The following is a 19741-nucleotide window of genomic DNA, read 5'->3' on the forward strand; positions in this document are numbered from 1 at the left end:
ATTTTGACTATATGTGACCAGTGGCAAATTGAATAGGTTCATCTATCTGTAAGGACGTATCCTCCCAAGCTTCGGGTCCCTTATTAAGTGATAATATCTCCATTATCTATATTTTTAATGGCAATAATGGCAGTTGCTAATCCTATTAACGAGAGAGTAATAGGTATGATAATAATTGAATATAATGAAAACCCATTTATATTTTGACTTATGATTAGAGAGACAAAGAAGGCTGAAACGATTGTAGCTGGGACCGAATATTTTTTTAATCCAAAGTAAAGTGGAATTAAGCTAATTAAGCTCGCAGCCAATGCATTGAATACTACCTTTCCAAAGGAATTGATAATGATTGTGGCACTTAACGGTTCAGGAATAACATTTGTAAAAGAATTAAACAAGTAAAATCCGCTTCCCACTATAATAAAAGAGAAGATAATAGCAAAGAAAGTAAACAAAACCGTTACAAGTAACTTTGCTATTAGAATGGTTCTTCGTTTAATAGGATACATAAAAAGGACATTAATTGTCTTATTTTTATACTCACTTATAACAATTTGAGACAAAAGTACAGCCGCAAAAATGATAAATGTGACTCTTATTATTGTTTCTATAATCTCCATAGCCATATAATGACTTGTCATGACCTGAATTCCTTGATTCGTTTCAACATAAGCGATTAGACATATTAGAAAAAGGATGACAATATTGGCAATTAACGCACCTTTCACATACTTTGTTATTTCAAATTTTTGCATTTCTAATTTCATAAGCTTAAGCACTGACTCCACCACCATTCAATAAGGTAAAGAAATAATCCTCTAATGAACTGCTTTTATGATAAATAGATTCAATCAATACTCCGTGTTTAAATAGGACTTCTGAAATGACACCTTGGGGTACTCCCAAATCATAAACGCGTATGGTTAGTGAATCTAGCATCTTAGTATTTGTAATCTTTAAATGGTGTTCTAGTATCAAAGCTACTTTTGCGGAATCTTTTGTCACGATTTCTATATAGTCTTTATTATTTTCTCTGACTTTTTCCATCGCAATTTCTTCCATTAGCTTTCCCTGTATTATAACGCCAATCTTATCAGCAATATGTTCAATTTCTGCTAGAATATGACTTGAGATAAAAATGGTTATTCCATATTCTTTATTTAGCTTTTTAAACAATTTCCTTATCTCTTTAATGCCAACAGGATCTAATCCATTAATCGGTTCATCTAGTATAAGTAATTCAGGTTTTGTCATGATTGCTCGTGCGATTGCTAATCTTTGCTTCATTCCCATTGAAAATTCCTTTACTGGCTTAGCTCCAGTGTTTGTCAACTTGACCATCTCTAATGATTCGTCAACAGCATTCTTATTATGATATCCCATATATTCGCAGTGAAGTTCTAAATTTTTTCTTGCACTTAGCTTCTCATAAAAGACCGGTTGTTCAATAATTGCCCCTATCTTGCCTAAAACTTGATAGGAATTAGATGATAATGCCTTTTCAAATAAATCTATTTCCCCACGAGTCGGTTTGATTAAATTTGCGACCATCTTCATCACTGTCGTTTTCCCGGCACCGTTTGGTCCTAAAAAACCATAAATTTCTCCTTTATTAACCGTAATATTCACATTAGAGACGATCTCTTTTTCATTAAAAACCTTTGTTAATTCACGGGTTTCTATAATTCTATTCATGAATCTGTTCCTCCCTTCATTCCTTAACGATTTCGGTTTGTTTACTGGTCATGGATTTTTGCCAACCGCCTGTAATAATAATTGTCATTACAATGAAAACAGTACTTAATATAAATGGATAAAAAACATTCACATCATAAACAACTCCTGCAATTGTTGGACCTAATATGTTGCCAAAACTCATATAGGCATTGTTCAATCCCATCGCAAATCCTTGATTTTCTCCTGCAAGTCTTGAAATAAGTGCATTAACTACTGGTCTCAAAATCGATGTCGCAAGGAAAATGATTAATGTAATTCCAAAAAATAGATAAAATTGATTTACTATTAATGATAGGAAGAAACCAACTGCCGCTAGACCTAAAAATAAATGAATTGTATTTAATTCCCCTAATTTTCCCACAATTTTTTCTACGAAGAGTAATTGCACGAGGACACTAACTAATCCTGTTGAAGTAATCATAATTGCGATTTGCTGTGGAGATGCATCAAACTGCTTCTCCATAAAGAGAGAGAGAATCGATTCATATCCGACTAATCCAAAGCTCATAACTAATGAGATGAGAAGAGGGATGAAGTAGGGTAATTTAACCGATTGAGCTAATTTTGTTCCAATTGACTCCTTTGACTTTATGTCTTTTGGAGATTCATATTCTTGTTTCTTACTTTCTTCCAATAATAAAAAGGAAAAAATGACTGCTGTTATAGAGCTAATGGCTGCGACTAAAAATGGAATTTTGAGGCCGGCATGTGCAAGAAAGCCACCGATTCCAGGTCCAATAACGATGCCAAGTGACATGGCAGCTGATAGAAAACTATGACCTTTGGCACGTTGTTCCATTGTTGTAATGTCTGCTATATACGCAAAAATCGCTGGAATGAGCATAGCAGCTCCAAGACCGCCAATGACACGGGAAAAATAGTGAATCCAAATAATATCTGTCACATAAAACACAAACATGGAAATGGATAATGTACCCAATCCATAGATGATAATTTTTCTTCTTCCATATTGATCAGCCCACTTTCCCGCAATTGGAGAAAAGAATAATTGTGCACCAGCAAAAAAGGCGATTAATAATCCCGCAGCTGTTCCTCCTTGATTAATAGATTGGAGGTATTCTGGTAAGATCGGAATAATAATGCCAAAACTTGCATTCGCAATGAACATATTAACCATCAAAATAACTAGTTTTCTCTGTGCATTTCTAGACATCCAAACCGCTCCTTTCTTTGTATCTTACTTACAGTCTAAGGAGCAAAGTTTCGTTTTCCATTAATTAATCCTTAAGAATTTCTTAAGTTGGAAAATAAATGAAAAAACAATATAGTTTTTACCATAAAGGAAAGTAATGTCTTAATGATCAATCAAGTTAATTTTGTTCATTCGAGCGTTTTAACGAGAAGGAAAAAACGGTTTTTTGCCAAGGTTTACTGTTAATTTGTATCGTACCTCCTAATTTTTCTACAAGTCGTTTTGTTATTGTAAGTCCAAGACCGCTGCCCTGATAAGATTTATTCCGTGAATCCTCTAGCGTATACAGCCTTTCAAAGACTCGGTCCTGGTATGGCTCATCTATGCCCTTTCCTTTATCCCACACATCGATGTAAATGTCGTCTTCATTTATTCTAATCTTCAAGCCAATCATCTTCCCATCCCCACCATGCACGATTGCATTTGATATGAGATTAGTTAAAATGCGTTTAAGTGCTTCAATGTTCCCTAACACATAAATGGGTTTATCTGGAATGTCGATGTGGACATCAATGCCTTTTTTGTTGAAAATATCATAGTATTCCAGGAGACTTTTGCGGCAGATATCATTTATTCTTATGCTCGTAAGCGGGACTTCCTTATCCCCTGACTCTAATTTCGCCAAATTGAAAAATTTGTCAATTAGAGTAATCACTTCTACAGATTTGTCATGAATTTTTGTGAGGATTAAATGTCTTTCTTCAGAATCCAACTCAGAATCCATTTGAATCATTTCTACATAACCTAATGTGACTGTTAAGGGAGTTTTTAAATCATGTGAAATATTTGAAATCATTTTCTTCATTGACCATTTAGTATTTGTATAATTTGCTAAAGCTTTTTTATGCTTTTCTAAAAGCCGGTTCAAATCCACTGTAATATCAATCAATTCTTTGTCATCTGTAAATAACAATATAACTTCATCTGATGATTGGTTGACGATTCGATGTAACTTATTATGAATTTCACGCAAATGTTTTGTTCTTGTTCTACTCATTTGATATTGAGCGTAAATGATAGCTACCAAAATGACAGTTGTGCCTATATATAAAATAGTCATGTTAGTTACTCACCCATTTGTAGCCAATTCCCCATAATGTTTTTATATATTTGGGGTTGGATGGTTCATCTTCAATTTTTTCTCTTAACCTGCGAATATGACCATTAATAACGTTATCATTTCCAAAATAATGTTGTTGCCAAACAAGGTTATACAGATCATCCTTTGTAAAAACCCGGTTTGGATTGGTGATAAATAACTTCAGCAATTCAAATTCCTTTGATGTTAGTTTGATTTCTTCATTTTCCTTATTTACAGAATAATTATGTAAGTTCACAGTAAGTTGACCAAAAGTAAAGATTTGATGGGGTATTGGTTCGGTATCATTTGCATATTTAGTTACCCTTCTAATACTTGCTTTAATTCTTGCTGAAAATTCTACAAGTGAAAATGGTTTAGATAAATAATCATCAGCTCCAAATCCCAAGCCCAATGCCTTATCAACATCAGTGTCTTTCGCTGAAATGATTAATATTGGTATAGTGCTCCTCTCTCGAATCAACTTTATCGCTTCAATACCATCTAATTTTGGCATCATAATATCAATCACGATTAAATCAATATCTTCACTTAAAAAAAGGGCTAATCCCTCTTCTCCGTTAAAAGCGGTTAAAACAAAATATCCTTCCTTTGATAGAAATTTTTCTAACATTTCACTGATAGAAGGGTCATCATCAATAAGTAATATACGGTATGGCATCTTATCCTCCTTACTAACTTACAAGTGTTTTCTATGTTATAAAAGGTAACTTATATTTTTATTCTATAATTTGAAAGACATTCCTCCCCCTTACATACGTACCTTAATGCGAAAGACACACTTATTTTTATTTATCAAATGCTTATTGAAGGGGTCTGACCATATTTCTCTATAACTAACCTTTGGTAGCATAATAGTTCTCGGAAAAATAGTACTTATCTCTCCTTGATAACGTACTAGGTGGAAGATATTAACTTTACAAAGAGATTAGTCGAAGTTGGAAATGACTAGGTATCGAAGTGCTTAATAGTAAATAGTGACAACAGGTTTACTAGCCTGAAAGGGGTTATATTTTAAAGGGAGAAACAACTCCCTTTTTCTTCAAGGTAGCTTTTGTATCTGTTGTTTAAAGGTATGATTATTAGAGTTAATCTATTATTGGAATATGAATTCATAGCTAATTGTTATTTTAATTCAATAGAATTCTAAGGCTTATTCAACTATCGGGGAAGGTTATTTAAAGAGGGCATACTAAACAAAGTATGAGAGTAGGTTAATCATACTATAATAATTGAACAAGTATCTAAACTCGTTGAATGAGCAACAATACTTTGGTTTATGGTCTAATATATACTTTCAAGTCATTTGACAAATACTGTGGCTAAATGTTTTTTGTAATTCTTTATTTTAAAAATGAACGATTTCTCCCAGTTAATCGTATTACATATAGATTATTATTGTATGGAGTAGATCTCATGGATGAAAAGGATTTAATTCAAAAGGCGAAAAAAGGAGATACATTGGCGCTTTCGAAACTGCTACAACAGAATTATTCGTTTCTCGTAAAGTATTTAATGAAAGTTACCCTTCATCCACAAGTCGCAGAAGATTTAACGCAAGAGACGATGGTGAAGTGTATTGAAAAAATCCAACTGTATAATGGTGAATCCAAGTTTTCCTCATGGCTCATCACGATCGCAACGAACCTTTTCATCGATCAACAGCGGAGAAAGAAGCTGGAGAAAAACTGGCTAGAGCATGAACAAGCGCTCCGAAAAATGAAATGGAATGTAGCAAATATGAATGAAGAATGGGCAGATGTACTTGATATACTTGCCCAAATTGATGAAGAAATACGTATGCCAATCGTATTAAAGCATTATTACGGATATTCATATGGGGAAATTGGGAAAATGATGGGTCTAGCAGAAGGAACAGTAAAATCTCGAGTGTCAAATGGTCTAAAAAATGTACGAAAGGAGTTGGCTGATCTTGAAGGAGAATGATTCTAAAAATAGTAATTCTATGTTGGATGATGAAGATGAATTAACGGTTAAGCAATTAACAGATGGTTTAGAAAAACTGGACCAATGGAATCCAGTATCTACTCCAAACTTACAATGGTTTCAACAGAATGTTGAATTAGAGAAAAAAAGAATACGAAAAAAACAATGGAAAGACCTTCTCACGTTTATCTCTGTTGCAGTATTAGTGCTTTCAGTTGTGATTGCTGTCGTTTATCGCCAGCCAATTCTTTTTCTTTATTTTCAGCTTGTGGGGATTATCTTACTGCCCGTCGCTCTTAACAAAACTAGAAAGAAGGTCAGTAATGAATGAACTCAAATGAACTAAGTAGCATATCGCTTTGGTTATGGCTCGTGATTGCGTTCATTCTGATTTGCCAGAGCTCGTGGATGTTTTGGGACGCGCGAAAGAGAGGACACAATGCTTGGCTATGGGGCTTCTTAGGTCTTATTCAATTTCCAACGTATCTTATTATCTATCTTATTTTTGCAAGGAAAATATTTAAAAGAAAGGTCTCAGGATCAAATTCCTGAGATTTTTTTTTCGTGAGTGAACGAATAGGCAAACGTAATCGTATTAAGGATAAATAAACAGTTTGGAGGAGAAAAAATGAATGAACTGTTAAATGGAATCCCATGGGGAGCGTTTGCGCCAATTATTGTCTTACAATTAATTCTTATGATTATCGCATTAGTTTCTTGTATTAAAGAAGAAAAAACGAACGGACCAAAATGGTTGTGGATTCTTGTTATTCTCTTTATCGGCATAATAGGGCCAGTGCTTTATTTCGTTGTTGGAAGGAGAAATGATTAATGGAATTATTAAAGGCAAGCGATTTAGTAAAAAGTTTTGGAAATACGAATGCTGTTAAAGGAATCAATTTTCATATTGAAGAAGGCAGGTGCGTTTCATTACTTGGACCAAATGGAGCAGGAAAAACAACAACATTAAAAATGCTATCCGGATTGTTGGCACCGACTTCAGGTAGTATTGATTTTAAAGGGGAAAAACCAAAGGATTTAAGGCCGTATATTGGGTATTTACCTCAATATCCTGCTTTCTATAATTGGATGAGCGGAAAGGAGTTTCTTGTTTTCGCAGGACAATTGGCAAAAATGAATCGTAAGGAAGCAGAAAAACGGAGTGAGGAATTACTTGAACGAGTGGGTCTAACGAATGCAAAGAAAAGGAAAATAGGGGGTTATTCTGGTGGAATGAAGCAGCGCCTCGGATTGGCACAGGCACTCATTCATCGTCCGAAATTACTTATTTTAGATGAGCCTGTTTCTGCACTCGACCCACTTGGGAGACGGGAAGTGTTGGACATGATGAGAGAGATTAAAGAGGAAACAACCATTCTTTTCTCAACTCATGTCCTTCACGATGCAGAAGAAATAAGTGATGACATTCTTATCATGCATGCTGGGGAAATTGCGATATCAGGTAGCCTGGGAAGGGTAATGGAGGAATATCGGCAACCTATTTTACAAATCGAATTCGAATCACCGGCTGTTGATTGGCTAAAGAGCATAGCGAGTTATAGCTTTGTATCTGAAGTAGACATTCAAGGTAATAAAACCAGCATCGTATTAAAAGATATGGTAAATGGAAAGCAAACATTATTAAAAGATATCGTGGATAGAAAACTTCCGATTCGTAAGTTCGAGATTTCTCAAACAACATTAGAAGATTTATTTGTCAAGGTGGTGAAGGCATGACGCAATGGACTGTTCTTTATCAAAAAGAAATAACGGCAATGGTGCGGAATTATAAAATTTTATGGATTCCAATTGTGTTTATTTTGCTAGGTGTTATGCAGCCGGTTAGTTCGTATTATATGCCGGAGATTTTGGACACTTTTGGGGGTCTTCCAGAAGGTACAATCCTTGAAATGCCTACTCCAACAGGGGCAGAAGTATTAATGAATGTTCTATCTAATTATGGGATGCTCGGTGTACTTATTCTTGTTTTGAGTGCAATGGGTATCGTTTCCGAAGAAAAACAAAGTGGAGTAGCAGCTATGGTCATGATTAAACCAGTTTCTTATTCCTCATATATATTATCTAAATGGGCTGGGTTACTTACAATTACATTCGTTTCATTGCTTATTGGATATGTAGCTTCTTGGTATTATACGAGTTTACTCATTGAAACAGTCGCTTTTGAGCGCGTTTTTCAAAGTGTAGTAATCTATAGCATATGGTTAGTTTTTGTTGTTACATTGACGCTTTTTTTTAGTACGATAATGAAAGGAAATGGAGGAGTTGCTTTTGTTACAATATTTGTGGTCTTTGCCATTTCGACAGTTACATCCCTTCTAGGAAAGTATATGAAATGGAGTCCGGCCACGATGACTGAGCACACAGGACAGGTCTTGCTGTCAGGAAAACTAGATTCTAGTTTCTTGTTAGCTTTTATTACAACTATTGCTATTATTATCGTCGTACTCATCGCATCTGTACAAATATTTAAGCGAAAAGACTTATTGGAATAAAAAATCCTTTTTCATACATTTTTATCCATATAACACTTCGCAAAATGGTATAAACTTGTTATATCAATGTTAACCCTCTTTGTTCTTAATGAGCAAGGAGTTTTTTTAAGTCTAATTAAGGATTTGAAGGGCTCTAGAATCAAGGGTAAATAATTATATTGTGCAATCTTGCAAGAGCATGTAACAACAGGGGAGGAGCAAGGAGGGTATTAATGTCATTTTTAAATCATCCAATCTAAGTACAATTCATTTACCTAATATTAAATTTCCTCTTGTATCTCACGTAACGTGAGTTGTTAATATTAATTCACAATCTATCAAGGAGGATAAATTATGGAAATTGGATTTTGGCTTATTTTAATTACCTTATTGCTTTATGATCCGATTGTTGGATACTTAGACTTTCAGAAATTTAAAAAGGATGTACGGATAAAAGAGCATGCAAGATTAAAGTACTACTACAAAATAATATATGGATTATGGATACCCATCATTTTCATGCTTGGCCTGGTTTTACTGACAGAACTGTCTTTAGGGCAAATAGGATTCACATCACTGAAACTTAATACTTCTGTTTTAGGTACTGTTTTCAGTTACATCATTTTAACCTTAGGAGTATTTTATCTTTGTTTAGTTTTGTACTATATAATTGGTTATTATTTAAGTTCTAAGATTAGGCGTGAACTATCCATAAAAAAAGCGGGGGAAATGGAGAATTATGAGTTTACTCCGATATTGCCAGTTAATGATAAAGAGAAAAAAGTGTGGAATTTTGTATCATTGAGTGCGGGGATAACGGAAGAAGTTCTTTATAGAGGTTTCTTAATTTTTGCACTATCCTATTTATTTCCTGATTTATCAATATGGGGAGTCATTATTGCCGCATCTTTTATATTTGGATTAGCACATACCTATCAAGGGGTTTGGGTAGGAGTTGTAAGAACTACTATTATAGGTTTTTTATTTTCTTGCCTATATATTGTTTTAGGATCAATTATTCCACTAATTATTTTACACTTCTTAATTGATTATCTTGCTAAATTAGGTGATCAAGGTCATGCTGTTGCGAAATGAGTGAGGGATGTTACCCCTAATTACTGTTATGGCAGCTTGTAACTAAAAAATTTGGAGTAGGTGTTAGATGAAACAAAGGGGAAACGTAACAGGATTCAATATTCATTTTCTCGCTTGAATGATAAAAGGAATCGCCCTATGTTTCCTTTTTTTAATGTCAAGTTAGTTTTAGGAGGAAAAATATATTAAATGCCGAACTAATTATATTAAATAATACACAAAAAGGAGAAGAGTCATGAAAGAAGGTCAATTGGTACTTTTTAATCAGTTAGAAGCTTATCGACAAGATTTATTGGATAGTATAAGTGGGGTAAGTGCAGAGGCAGCTGAGATTGTACCCAACCATTTTAATAATAATATTAGATGGAATATGGGACACGTATATCTAGATCAGTATTTATGGATTGAGACTTTAACAAAGGAGAAAACGGAGGCTCCAGAATCTTTCCGAAAATGGTTTGGATATGGTACAACACCGGATCATTTTTCTATGGAGACACCTTCTTATATCGAACTAAAAAAATTGTTGGAGGAACAACCTAAGAGGTTGAAGGAGAGCTATGGACATCGTTTAGAAGAATTATTTTCTCCCACTGAAATGGGGATGCGAACGATTGAACAAGTGTTAATTCGGACCATCTTTCACGAGGGAATACATTTGCAAGCTATAAATGACATAAAAAAATGTTTATATTTGCATGAAGCGATATAAACCCTTAAAGGAAACTGGTGTAGAAGGAAAGGATCTTCCTAAGAAAGTCGGCATCAAGTGGAAACAAAGAGGTAGCTTATGCAGCCCCTTTGTTTTTTTGTGGAAAATAAACGCTGTAAAAAATGTAGTAAAGCCAAAAGTTGTTTCATGCTTGGTGAGATAAACTTTTTCCTTCACAAACGGGGTTGAGCAATTCAGTCAGACAAAAGAGGCTCTATGAAGTTACTATTAGTTCATAGAGAAAATTACAAACATGACGATAGGACCTTCTTCAACAAACGCATTTCTCATCAAGAAGTGTAACTACCTTAGATATCCACCATTATTTATATCGAAAGTTGCCCCCGTATAATGCTTTGCTCTATCTGATAATAAGAAGACAACAGTATCAGCCACATCTACAGGGAGGACAGGTGTATGAATGAGTTGCTGTTTTAGATAATTCTCTTTTCTCCAATCAGGAATCGTATCCATCATTGGAGTAGTAACCATAGTAGGAGCAACAGCATTTACTCGGATATATGGTGAGAAATTTAATGCACAGCTTTTAGTTAAACCTAATATAGCAGCTTTTGATAACCCATAAATTGCATCTGAACTGCCTTCCATTCCAGATACGGAAGACATATTAACAATAACTCCCGGGCGCTTGCTTTGAAGCAACTTTTTACCGAACATTTGTGAGAAATAAATAAACCCTTTAACGTTTATATCCAAGACTTTATCCATTTCATCTACTTGATAATCCAGTATATTTTTCGCCAAATACACCCCTGCATTATTTACTAATCCATCTACATCTGTATGTGCTTCTTCAACATGTTCAAAGAATTTAGCGACCTCTTCATAGTTACTTACATCTAACTGATATGTATGTAGAACATAGTGATTAGCCATGGATTCTTTTAATTCATATAAAGAATGTTCATTAATATCGCATGCAATTACTGAAACTCCCTCATGTAAGCATTGTTTAACAATTTCTTTCCCTATTCCAGAAGCCGCTCCTGTTACGATTACTTTCTTAGTTTTAAGCACTTATTATAGCCCCTCTCTTTACATGGTTACTCTAGACAGTATTATTTATCCAAATAACTATTTCCTTCTTTTTAGGTCAATTTATTGGTATCTATTAGTGGCTTTGTCGTATTGATTATATTGGGTCTTATTCAACATATGAGAAATAATAAAAAATACAAGTAGTCCTTCAAGTGCATTGTCATAATGAAAAGAGTCGAATGAACGTTGTTGTTCATTCGACCCTTTTTTAGATTCAATACTTATCAGTTGATTAGAAAAACCTTTCCTTTACGATTTCGATAAGACTCTACAAAATTGACTGCTTCTTTTACTTTTATCAAGTCGAATTGAGCATCTGCATTCTGGAGTTTTAACTTTTTATTAGTGATTAAGGCTATCAGGTGATTAAATGTTTCTTGCCAAGTACTTATCGAAACTCTATTATTCCAATGTCGTAAATGAAATATTTTGGCGTTTACTTTTGCCTTATTTATGATTTGTGCCCAGTCTACTTGAATTCCTGATAATAGTCCTATAGTTAAAAAGGTTCCAGTTGGGTGAACGCTAAATGCTAAATTAGTGCCTGCAGGACCTCCTATTGAATCAATGGCTGCTTTGGCCCCGAGTCCATTGGTTAATTCCATCACTGTTTCATGCAATGAGCTGACAGAGGTGTTTATAACATAAGAAGCACCGAGTCTTAGTAAATCTTTTGAGTATTTCTCATTTCTTGTTACAGCTATTAATCGGAAGCCTATTACTTTAGATAATTGAGCAAAAATATGCCCAATCGAAGAACCACATGCGTTTACCAATAAGACATCATTTGGCCTTAATTTTAATTCTTCCACACATATCACCCAGGCTGTTATTGGGTTTATATACATCTGAGCAGCTGTAAAGTCATCAATAGAATCCGGTATCGGCACGGTAAAGTCTGCTGTTGTTTTCACAAACTCTTGCCAAGTACCTTCACCTCGTAAAGGTAAGACACGCTTACCAATAAGGTTTTGAGATACTAATGGACCAACCTCTTCTACAATACCTACGCCCTCATAACCAGGAATATTAGGTAACGGAATACGGTGAGAATATGCACCCTTAATGGGAATTAAATCAGAAGGGTTCATTGGTCTTGCTATCATACGTACAAGCACTTCATTATCCTTAGGAGTGTGGATACTTTTATATTCAATTTTTAGTACGTCTTCGGGATTACCAAATTCATAGAACTTAATACACTTTGCTTCCAAAACAGTAATTCTCCTTTTCCATAATCTCAACATTGCTATGGCGCTAATAATCATTCAGACCCTTTTATTATCATGGTGTATTTGAAAATAAAAGACACCAGAAACCCCAAAGTTGTAGGACGCGTTTCTAGTGTCTTCATCCTTCCCTATTCCTTCCCTTCAGGTTTCTCATTCAATATCGAACGCAGTTCTTTGATGTCTTTGTCTGATAATTTATCGTCTTGGATAAAGTGGACGAGCATGGATTTGAGTGTGCCGCCGTAGATGCGTTGGATGAATGATTGTGTTTCTGCCTTTTGGCACTCTTCTTGGGAGTAGAGTGGGGAAAAGGTGTACACTTTCTGGCTCTTGTCGACAGCTACGACTGACTTTTGGACGAGACGGTCGAGCAATGTTCTGATGGTCTTTGGTTTCCAATCAGTATTTTTTTGTAAAGATTGGATGATATCGTTAGCTGTTCGTGGTGAGTGATCCCAAAGGACATTCATGATGGCCCATTCGGATTCTGAGATATTCGGTAATGTTTCCCCCATTTATTGTGCCTCCTTGCTTTCGTAAATCCCTAATTCTTTCAAAATATCTCTCGTGATTTGTATTGCCTTTTGCCCATCTGGTTCTCCTTCGTCTTGAATATTTGTGGCAAAGAAGTAGGTAGTTTGCTTTGTTTCGACGTAACCTATAAACCAACCGTTTTTGTTTATACCATTAATGGTTCCTGTGCCTGTTTTTCCATATAAGCGGTAACCTGTGTGGCTTTCAATTAATAGTGCATCTTGCACCTTGGCTGTATGCTCCTTTTTAAATCCTAATTGATGATGATAAAAAGATTGCAAGAGCTCGACTTGTTCAACTGGTGAAATCTTCAAGGATGATTCATTCCAAAAGTCTTTTACGCCTCCTGAAGTATCGGTGTTGCCATAATGTATACGTTGAAGATTTGTTTGTAACGCTTCCTCACCAGCCATCGTATCTAAGCGTTGGAAATACCAATTAACTGAGTTTTGTAGAGCAGAAGTTAAGTTGTGATCTTGATTCCAAGCCGCAAAAGGTTGGTTTCTGCCATCCCATGAAAGGGTGGAAGCTTCCTCCATAATGTACCCTGCATCTAATGCAAATAAAGCACTATAGATTTTATAAGTAGAATCAGGTGAGATCCGCTTCATGCCATTCTCGCGGTTATGAATGACGTATTGATTTTTCGCTTCATCATAAAGGACGAAACTTCCTTCAAACCCCTGAAAGAAAGGTGAGAGATTTCGCTCAATGATGCTCTCGTTTTGAAAGTCATATGTCTCTTCTGCTCCGATTTCGAGTGCAGATACGAAAGGTAGCTGAGCAATTAAGATAAAGAGAGTTAAAGTATAGAAGCATACTGTTTTTTTAAATGAGTATGCTTTTTTTGTACGAAAAGCAGCAATACGCTCGATTCGTTCTTTCATTTGTCGTTTGCCACTTGTGAATTCTGCGGTTAGTGGCAGCTTCCTTTGCATAGTAGATGCGAAATTAATCATTGTATGCCCATAACGAACGACAGCTTTGTCATGGTAGAGTAACTGTAAAACTGCCTCATCACAAGCCATTTCTCTATCGGCTTTCATTCTTTTTGAGGCAATCCAGATGAGCGGGTTGAACCAGTAAATGACCTGGAAGAAAATCATCACATAGTTTGTAAGTAAATCTTTATTTTTATAATGACTTAACTCATGTAGAAAGATATTTTCATAGTCCGTCATGGTTAACCAGCTTTGCTCTTTTTTTGGGATGACAACGACACTATGAAAAAGGCCAAAAATGAGTGGTGAGTGAGTCTCGGTTGAATAGCGGACGTCGATAGTTCTTTTAATCCCTAGTCTTTTTTTACATGATAGAAAAAGAGCCTTAATATTTGGGTCTTCAACTGGTTGTGTTTGGGCCTTCAACCTTTTAAGTGCGAAAAAGCTAATCAAAAGTAAAGATAGTAACACAAACACACCGAGTAGCCATAGAATCATGAGCGGTACATTTAAGAAAGAGAAATCAATCCTTTGAACCGAAACAGAGAAATCTTTAATGAATTCGTTTGTCATTACACCTTGGTTTTCTTCAATTGCCACTGTTGTACCTTCCTTTTGTAATTCCGGAATTTGCGGTTGTGCGGAAAACAAAGAAGGTAATGGTATAGGGCATAAAGGAATGAGCAGTGTTAGGAAAAGCAATATCCACAAGTGGTTAAGTGATTGTGCTTTTATTTGGTTTTTCATCCAATTACGTATAAGTAGGATGGTAAGGATTGAAAAAGTGGAAATGATCAACCCGTTGAGAAAGAAACTTATAAAGATCTCGCCCACCTCCTTTTTTAAAAAAAAATTTGACAATTAGGATTACATATGTAATATTGTACTACAGATGTAATCAGACTACAAATGTAATCTGGTATTAAATTTTAGGGAGTGGTTTTTGGATGAAAAAAATGATTGTTGGTTTATTTGTTGCTATGTTATTACTCGTCGGTTGTTCTAAAGAAAATGAAGTGAATGGTGGGGAAGTGAAGGCAGAGGATGTGTCGTCTGGCAAGTTTGCTCAGTTAGAAGAAAAGTATGGTGTTAAATTAGGTGTATACGCTATTGATACAGGTAATGAAGAAACGGTTGCCTATCAAGAAGACGAACGGTTTGCGTATGCCTCGACATTTAAGGCGTTAGCGGGGGCGGTTTTATTAAAGGAAAACCCGATATCAATCTTAGATGAAAAAAGAATGTACACAAAAGAAGACCTTGTTACCTATTCACCGATTACAGAAAAATATGTCGATGAAGGAATGACATTAAGGGAGATTGCGAAAGCAGCTATGCAGTATAGCGATAATACAGCGGGAAATTTATTGTTTGCAGAATTAGGTGGACCAGATCAGCTTGAGGAAGCACTAAGAGCGATCGGTGATGATGTGACAGAGATGGACCGGTTGGAGACAGAATTAAATGAAGCCACTCCTGGGGATACGAGAGATACTAGTACCCCTAAAGCATTGGCAACAAATTTAAGAATACTTGGATTAACGGATGAATTATCGGAAGAAAAAAGAGAAATTTTTCAGGAGTGGTTCAAAGGAAATACAACTGGTGATACCTTGATTAAATCAGGAGTACCAACAGATTGGATCGTTGGTGATAAAAGTGGTGCCGCATCTTATGGTACAAGAAATGATATCGCGATTGTATGGCCGCCTAATGATGAACCAATTGTGATTGCCGTATTGTCGAATAAGCAGGAAAAAGAAGCCGAATATGATGATCAATTGATTGGAGAAGCAACCGAGATTGTGCTTGAAACATTGACTCAAGTGAATTGAGATCAAAAAGTGTTATTGGGAATAAACTGCCTAGATAAAATTGATTGTTCATAGCTGTTTTACAGTAGAAAATATGTCATTTCTGTCCCTGCATCATCATAAAAAAACCCATTCTGACCATAAGTCAAAATGGGTTTCTTACTTTATTTATAATTATTGTGCTGTGTATCCACCATCAATAATTAGGCTGTTACCAGTCATGAAAGAAGAATCATCGCTAGCCATAAATAATACTGCTTTTGCCATTTCTTCTGGTTTACCTAAACGATTCATTGGTGTAGCAGCAGTTAAACCTTGTCTATCTGCTTCTCCAAGAATTGGTGTATCGATAAATCCTGGGCAAAGCGCATTTACACGGATATTGCGTGCTGCATACTCTAAGCCAAGCGAACGAGTTAAGTTCACGACACCTGCTTTGGCAGCGTTATATGCCGCACTTCCAGGTGAGCCAACCCAACCATACATAGAAGCTGTATTGACAATAACACCGCTTCCTGTTTTTAAGAATTCTTTAATAGCAGCTTGGGCAACTAAGAATACCCCATCTAAGTCCACTTCTACTGTTTTTCTCCACTCTGCATAGCTTAGCTCTTCAGTTGGTTTTACTGCGCCAATTCCCGCATTATTAAATAAAATATCTACTTTACCGAAAGTATCTAATGCTGTAGTAAAGATATTTTTAACTTCTACTTCACTTGTTACATCAGCTTTAAGGAAAACCGCTTCTGCACCTTGTGATTTTAATTCAGCTTCAAAACTAGCACCTTTTTCTTCGTTCATATCAACAAGGACTAATTTTGCCCCTTCTGAAGCAAATAATTTTGCAGTTGCAGCACCAATACCAGATACTCCCCCAGTAATAACAGCTACTTTATCTTGTAGTTTGCTCATGTTTCTTCCCCCTATTATAATGAATGTGTCAATACACTTAATTGAAAGTGTTTACAAATAAATTATAATACGATGATAGATAGGTTCAATCAGCAATAAAATTGTAATTGTGTATTCATTAGACATATTAGGTATAATTGTCTATAAACCAGCAAAATTTTGTTGCATAAGGAGAAGGAGCGAATGCAAAACAATTGGTCTACCCCAAGAAGAGATCGGACGAAGATGCACCTTCAACAGGCTCTGATTGCCTTAACGAAAGAAAAGGGCTTCCATTCTGTTTCTGTCAAAGATATCGTGCAGCATGCAAAGTATAATCGAAGTACGTTCTATGTTCACTATAAAGATAAATTTGAATTAGCCGATGACCTCTTGTCCACCAATCTAGCGGCGTTAGAGGAATCTTTTGAAAGGCCGTTTAAACTTAAGAGAGAGGTTAGTACAAACCTATTGGATAATAGGTATTTTCATATTATCTCATCCATTTATAACAATCGGGAATTTTATGATTTAATCAATTATGTCGACACCATTCCCGAACTGCATACGAGGTTTCCACAAACAATACTTACGATATATCAGGAGAAGTTTGAATTTAAAACAATTAATGATCTCCCGGTTAATATGGATTACTTTAAGCGATACACAGCATATGGATTTTACGGTTTATTAGCCAATTGGATTAATACAGGCTTCCAGATATCAAAAGAAGAATTGATTAAAGAAATTATCATACTATCTCAGGCGCATATGGCTTCGGTCAAATATTTAGATAAACATTAAAAGTGGCAAAAAAGTAGGCTCCGCTATTACAAGCTTGTTCGGACTATTTTCCTCATGGACCACTTTTTAATTCTTCATCATGTTCAATGATTCACAATCGGGTTATAGTTCTAGTATAACCGCTTGTGCACATTTTCACAAACTAATTTTAATTGATATTCGTTTGGAAACAATCTATGGAGTTAAGTCATCCATTAGCCCATTTAATTATGTTAAAATGAAAAGATAAAATTCAGTTGATTGATCCATGGTTTGCATAATGAATTAAGGGAGAATCCATTTTTGAATAAAAAAGATATAGCTGACTTTAAAAAACAATTTAAGATGAATAATGATTTATTAAAGATTAAAGATATTTTTAATGTTTATATAATGAAGGAATCTAGTGAAGTTTATCACCATCAAAGCACGCCATTTGAAATGCTTGAACAAGAACAGCAGGAACTTTTCTTAACCAACTTCAAAAAAGTACTGACAGGCCAGTTGGATCAGAAGTTGTTTGAATTGAAATTCCAGCGAAATATAGAGAATAGTAGCCAACTGATACTTCATCAAGCGATACTTACGAATGATACGGATGAATGGAAAGGGCATATGTTGGATCTTGTGGAAAAGATGTTGAAGGATAAACAGTACGAAATGGATATTGTCGTTACGTTTATACATGGTGAATATTTAAAGCCTACGAAACGGAGTAACGAAGAGACCGAAGAAAGCAGCCGAGATGCGGTTTATGCCAATCCTTTTATCTTATGCAGTATCAACAAGACGATAGATCCCAAAAAAGAGCTACTGTTTGACTATGTGGAGAAAGAATTCAAGTATCACTTTGTCGTTGATCCTGTTATCAATTTGAAAGTACCAGTTGGCGGATTTCTATTTCCTAGCTTTACTGATCATGCTGCAGATGTGAATCATGTACTCTATTCAGCAGGAAAGGCATATGAGCTGGATTATCATTTCATTGAAGAAGTATTAAATGCTGAAGAAGCTATGACAGCACAAGACGATAAGATTGTGTTTGAGGAAATTGTAAAGGATGTTGCAGGCAACCAGATTAATACGTCGATACTTGCCAATGTATTCGATGAAATCCAACGAGTGGTGGAAGAGAATGAAGAGCCTGATGCCCCGAAACTGGACTATCGCGATGTGGAGAAGGTTCTAACGACTAGCGGTGTGCAGGATGTCGATCGCCAAAAGGTAGAATCAGCTTTCAAAAAGGTAATTGACGATGAAAATTATGAGCTGAAAGCAACCAGTATTGTGCCAAAGTATACGTCTAAGTCAATTAAAATCAAAACAAAAGTAGCAGATATTTCTGTTTGTCCGCAGGATTTGCGCTATGTTCGTCAAATGCATGTGGATGGTAAGCTTTGTCTAATGATTGAAGTGGAAGAGAACACAGTGATTGAAGGCTTTGAAATGATTCCAGAAGCAATATTTAATAAAGTAAAAGATGAAGAATAAAGAAAGATTTATCCCAATAAGTATTTAATAAGAATGGGATATAAAAATTAGCCGCCTTAGCCCAAATATAAGGCGGTTAAGCGTGATTTACCAGTAAATTGACACGAGATATGACCTATCCACCCTCCTCATTTTAAATAGATTCCCCAAAATGCCTGTATTACATTGGCATACTTTTCGAATATGCGATTAGATAGATATAGTCCATTCAGTTCCACTTTTTCTTTATTCCTTGAATATATTTTTTAAAATATGAGCCGAAGGATTCCGTGGCTTAACAGAGTCCAAAGTAAGTGATGTTTATAGGACAAGGGTACGACTTGTGTATATTTTACTGCTGCAGCATGCAACATTGGATAATATCTACTTATTAATAGGGTTCATTCCACTATTCTTTTAAAATGAGTATAAAAACCATATAAAATAATCCAAACTAATAGAAGGTAAAGAACCCTAATCATTCGGATGCATCTGATATCATTATCCCAACCACTGATTGATGTGACATTTACAAAAAGGAACCCAACTCTCTATTTTTTAAATCCAATTTCAATCGTATCATTAACTTGTTAGGAGCTTTATTTAAACCTAACAGTAAATGATGTGGTTTCTTAAATGCCATATGCTTTCATCTGGCGTTGATAAAAAGTCTTTATATGCTTTTAAAATGTTTACAATGTACCAATTATTGCCCCTTTTTA

Annotated in this window: 20 protein-coding genes; 10 read left to right on the forward strand and 10 right to left on the reverse strand. The window is 35.3% G+C overall.

Annotation, left to right across the window (positions count from 1 at the left end; translation table 11 throughout):
* Positions 1-83 precede the first annotated feature (83 nt).
* From MHI57_RS16220 to MHI57_RS16240, 5 genes are all read right to left on the reverse strand, one after another.
* Positions 84-779, reverse strand: coding sequence for an ABC transporter permease (locus MHI57_RS16220; protein WP_307316893.1), 696 nt, complete (start codon positions 777-779; stop codon positions 84-86).
* Positions 772-1695: an ATP-binding cassette domain-containing protein gene (locus MHI57_RS16225; RefSeq protein WP_340977261.1), complete on the reverse strand. Its 924-nt coding sequence runs from the start codon at positions 1693-1695 to the stop codon at positions 772-774. The genes MHI57_RS16220 and MHI57_RS16225 overlap by 8 nt, the downstream gene beginning before the upstream one ends.
* A 16-nt stretch (positions 1696-1711) precedes the next feature.
* The gene (locus MHI57_RS16230; RefSeq protein ID WP_340977263.1) at positions 1712-2911 is read right to left on the reverse strand and encodes an MFS transporter; all 1200 of its coding nucleotides are present in this window, start codon (positions 2909-2911) and stop codon (positions 1712-1714) included.
* Positions 2912-3068: 157 nt separating this feature from the next.
* Entirely contained in the window at positions 3069-4010 is a 942-nt protein-coding gene (locus tag MHI57_RS16235; RefSeq protein WP_340977265.1) for a sensor histidine kinase, read from the reverse strand.
* 1 nt (position 4011) lies between these two features.
* On the reverse strand, positions 4012-4710 hold the full coding sequence (locus MHI57_RS16240; protein ID WP_340977267.1) for a response regulator transcription factor: 699 nt from the start codon (positions 4708-4710) through the stop codon (positions 4012-4014).
* A gap of 755 nt (positions 4711-5465) precedes the next feature.
* Between MHI57_RS16240 and sigY the strand changes: the two genes are divergently transcribed.
* The 7 genes from sigY to MHI57_RS16275 all read left to right on the forward strand — a co-directional run bounded on the left by sigY (position 5466) and on the right by MHI57_RS16275 (position 10295).
* Complete coding sequence (gene sigY, locus MHI57_RS16245) at positions 5466-5996, forward strand: RNA polymerase sigma factor SigY (protein WP_095371100.1); 531 nt, start codon at positions 5466-5468, stop codon at positions 5994-5996.
* Entirely contained in the window at positions 5983-6327 is a 345-nt protein-coding gene (locus MHI57_RS16250) for a YxlC family protein (protein WP_322910593.1), read from the forward strand. Before sigY ends, MHI57_RS16250 begins: the two co-directional genes overlap by 14 nt.
* Positions 6328-6624: 297 nt before the next feature.
* On the forward strand, positions 6625-6828 hold the full coding sequence (locus MHI57_RS16255) for a PLD nuclease N-terminal domain-containing protein (protein ID WP_095371097.1): 204 nt from the start codon (positions 6625-6627) through the stop codon (positions 6826-6828).
* The gene (locus tag MHI57_RS16260) at positions 6828-7733 is read left to right on the forward strand and encodes an ABC transporter ATP-binding protein (protein WP_328200091.1); all 906 of its coding nucleotides are present in this window, start codon (positions 6828-6830) and stop codon (positions 7731-7733) included. Before MHI57_RS16255 ends, MHI57_RS16260 begins: the two co-directional genes overlap by 1 nt.
* Complete coding sequence (locus MHI57_RS16265) at positions 7730-8509, forward strand: ABC transporter permease (RefSeq protein ID WP_340977272.1); 780 nt, start codon at positions 7730-7732, stop codon at positions 8507-8509. The genes MHI57_RS16260 and MHI57_RS16265 overlap by 4 nt, the downstream gene beginning before the upstream one ends.
* Positions 8510-8842: 333 nt before the next feature.
* Positions 8843-9583 carry a CPBP family intramembrane glutamic endopeptidase gene (locus MHI57_RS16270; protein WP_322910591.1) on the forward strand — a complete coding sequence of 247 codons (741 nt, stop codon included), beginning with the start codon at positions 8843-8845 and terminating at the stop codon, positions 9581-9583.
* Between the two features lie 235 nt (positions 9584-9818).
* Positions 9819-10295 carry a DinB family protein gene (locus tag MHI57_RS16275; RefSeq protein WP_095371093.1) on the forward strand — a complete coding sequence of 159 codons (477 nt, stop codon included), beginning with the start codon at positions 9819-9821 and terminating at the stop codon, positions 10293-10295.
* 303 nt (positions 10296-10598) lie between these two features.
* Here the strand turns inward: MHI57_RS16275 and MHI57_RS16280 are convergent, their stop codons facing one another.
* The 4 genes from MHI57_RS16280 to MHI57_RS16295 form a co-directional block, all read right to left on the reverse strand.
* A complete protein-coding gene (locus MHI57_RS16280; RefSeq protein WP_095371091.1) occupies positions 10599-11333 on the reverse strand; it encodes an SDR family NAD(P)-dependent oxidoreductase in 735 nt (244 codons plus the stop codon).
* Between the two features lie 245 nt (positions 11334-11578).
* Positions 11579-12601 (reverse strand): zinc-dependent alcohol dehydrogenase family protein, encoded by a 1023-nt coding sequence (locus MHI57_RS16285; RefSeq protein ID WP_445293220.1) that lies wholly within the window; start codon positions 12599-12601, stop codon positions 11579-11581.
* 113 nt (positions 12602-12714) lie between these two features.
* Positions 12715-13101, reverse strand: coding sequence for a penicillinase repressor BlaI (gene blaI, locus MHI57_RS16290; RefSeq protein ID WP_095371090.1), 387 nt, complete (start codon positions 13099-13101; stop codon positions 12715-12717).
* Positions 13102-14895, reverse strand: coding sequence for a BlaR1 family beta-lactam sensor/signal transducer (locus MHI57_RS16295; protein WP_340977279.1), 1794 nt, complete (start codon positions 14893-14895; stop codon positions 13102-13104). It lies immediately after the preceding gene.
* Between the two features lie 113 nt (positions 14896-15008).
* Between MHI57_RS16295 and bla the strand changes: the two genes are divergently transcribed.
* A complete protein-coding gene (gene bla / locus MHI57_RS16300) occupies positions 15009-15896 on the forward strand; it encodes a class A beta-lactamase (protein ID WP_340977282.1) in 888 nt (295 codons plus the stop codon).
* 153 nt (positions 15897-16049) lie between these two features.
* Here bla and MHI57_RS16305 read toward each other — a convergent pair whose 3' ends face one another.
* Entirely contained in the window at positions 16050-16787 is a 738-nt protein-coding gene (locus MHI57_RS16305) for an SDR family NAD(P)-dependent oxidoreductase (protein ID WP_095371087.1), read from the reverse strand.
* Positions 16788-16970: 183 nt separating this feature from the next.
* Here MHI57_RS16305 and MHI57_RS16310 point away from each other — a divergent pair, with 183 nt between their 5' ends.
* Both MHI57_RS16310 and MHI57_RS16315 read left to right on the forward strand, forming a co-directional pair.
* Positions 16971-17570 (forward strand): TetR/AcrR family transcriptional regulator, encoded by a 600-nt coding sequence (locus tag MHI57_RS16310; RefSeq protein WP_340977286.1) that lies wholly within the window; start codon positions 16971-16973, stop codon positions 17568-17570.
* A 282-nt stretch (positions 17571-17852) separates the two neighbouring features.
* On the forward strand, positions 17853-19040 hold the full coding sequence (locus MHI57_RS16315; RefSeq protein ID WP_095371085.1) for a DUF4317 domain-containing protein: 1188 nt from the start codon (positions 17853-17855) through the stop codon (positions 19038-19040).
* The last annotated feature ends 701 nt before the right edge of the window (positions 19041-19741 follow it).

The organism is Cytobacillus sp. FSL K6-0129, assembly GCF_038007625.1.
In the GTDB taxonomy this organism is placed as follows: Bacteria; Bacillota; Bacilli; order Bacillales; family Cytobacillaceae; genus Cytobacillus; species Cytobacillus kochii.

Excerpts from the sequence above, each read along its gene's own strand:
- blaI (WP_095371090.1), bottom strand. The coding sequence starts at position 13,101 with ATGGGGGAAACATTACCGAATATCTCAGAATCCGAATGGGCCATCATG.
- MHI57_RS16255 (WP_095371097.1), top strand. The coding sequence starts at position 6,625 with ATGAATGAACTGTTAAATGGAATCCCATGGGGAGCGTTTGCGCCAATT.
- sigY (WP_095371100.1), top strand. The coding sequence starts at position 5,466 with ATGGATGAAAAGGATTTAATTCAAAAGGCGAAAAAAGGAGATACATTG.
- MHI57_RS16285 (WP_445293220.1), bottom strand. The coding sequence starts at position 12,601 with ATGTTGAGATTATGGAAAAGGAGAATTACTGTTTTGGAAGCAAAGTGT.
- MHI57_RS16260 (WP_328200091.1), top strand. The coding sequence starts at position 6,828 with ATGGAATTATTAAAGGCAAGCGATTTAGTAAAAAGTTTTGGAAATACG.
- MHI57_RS16230 (WP_340977263.1), bottom strand. The coding sequence starts at position 2,911 with ATGTCTAGAAATGCACAGAGAAAACTAGTTATTTTGATGGTTAATATG.
- MHI57_RS16265 (WP_340977272.1), top strand. The coding sequence starts at position 7,730 with ATGACGCAATGGACTGTTCTTTATCAAAAAGAAATAACGGCAATGGTG.
- MHI57_RS16235 (WP_340977265.1), bottom strand. The coding sequence starts at position 4,010 with ATGACTATTTTATATATAGGCACAACTGTCATTTTGGTAGCTATCATT.
- MHI57_RS16310 (WP_340977286.1), top strand. The coding sequence starts at position 16,971 with ATGCAAAACAATTGGTCTACCCCAAGAAGAGATCGGACGAAGATGCAC.
- MHI57_RS16240 (WP_340977267.1), bottom strand. The coding sequence starts at position 4,710 with ATGCCATACCGTATATTACTTATTGATGATGACCCTTCTATCAGTGAA.
- MHI57_RS16275 (WP_095371093.1), top strand. The coding sequence starts at position 9,819 with ATGAAAGAAGGTCAATTGGTACTTTTTAATCAGTTAGAAGCTTATCGA.
- bla (WP_340977282.1), top strand. The coding sequence starts at position 15,009 with ATGAAAAAAATGATTGTTGGTTTATTTGTTGCTATGTTATTACTCGTC.
- MHI57_RS16305 (WP_095371087.1), bottom strand. The coding sequence starts at position 16,787 with ATGAGCAAACTACAAGATAAAGTAGCTGTTATTACTGGGGGAGTATCT.
- MHI57_RS16270 (WP_322910591.1), top strand. The coding sequence starts at position 8,843 with ATGGAAATTGGATTTTGGCTTATTTTAATTACCTTATTGCTTTATGAT.
- MHI57_RS16225 (WP_340977261.1), bottom strand. The coding sequence starts at position 1,695 with ATGAATAGAATTATAGAAACCCGTGAATTAACAAAGGTTTTTAATGAA.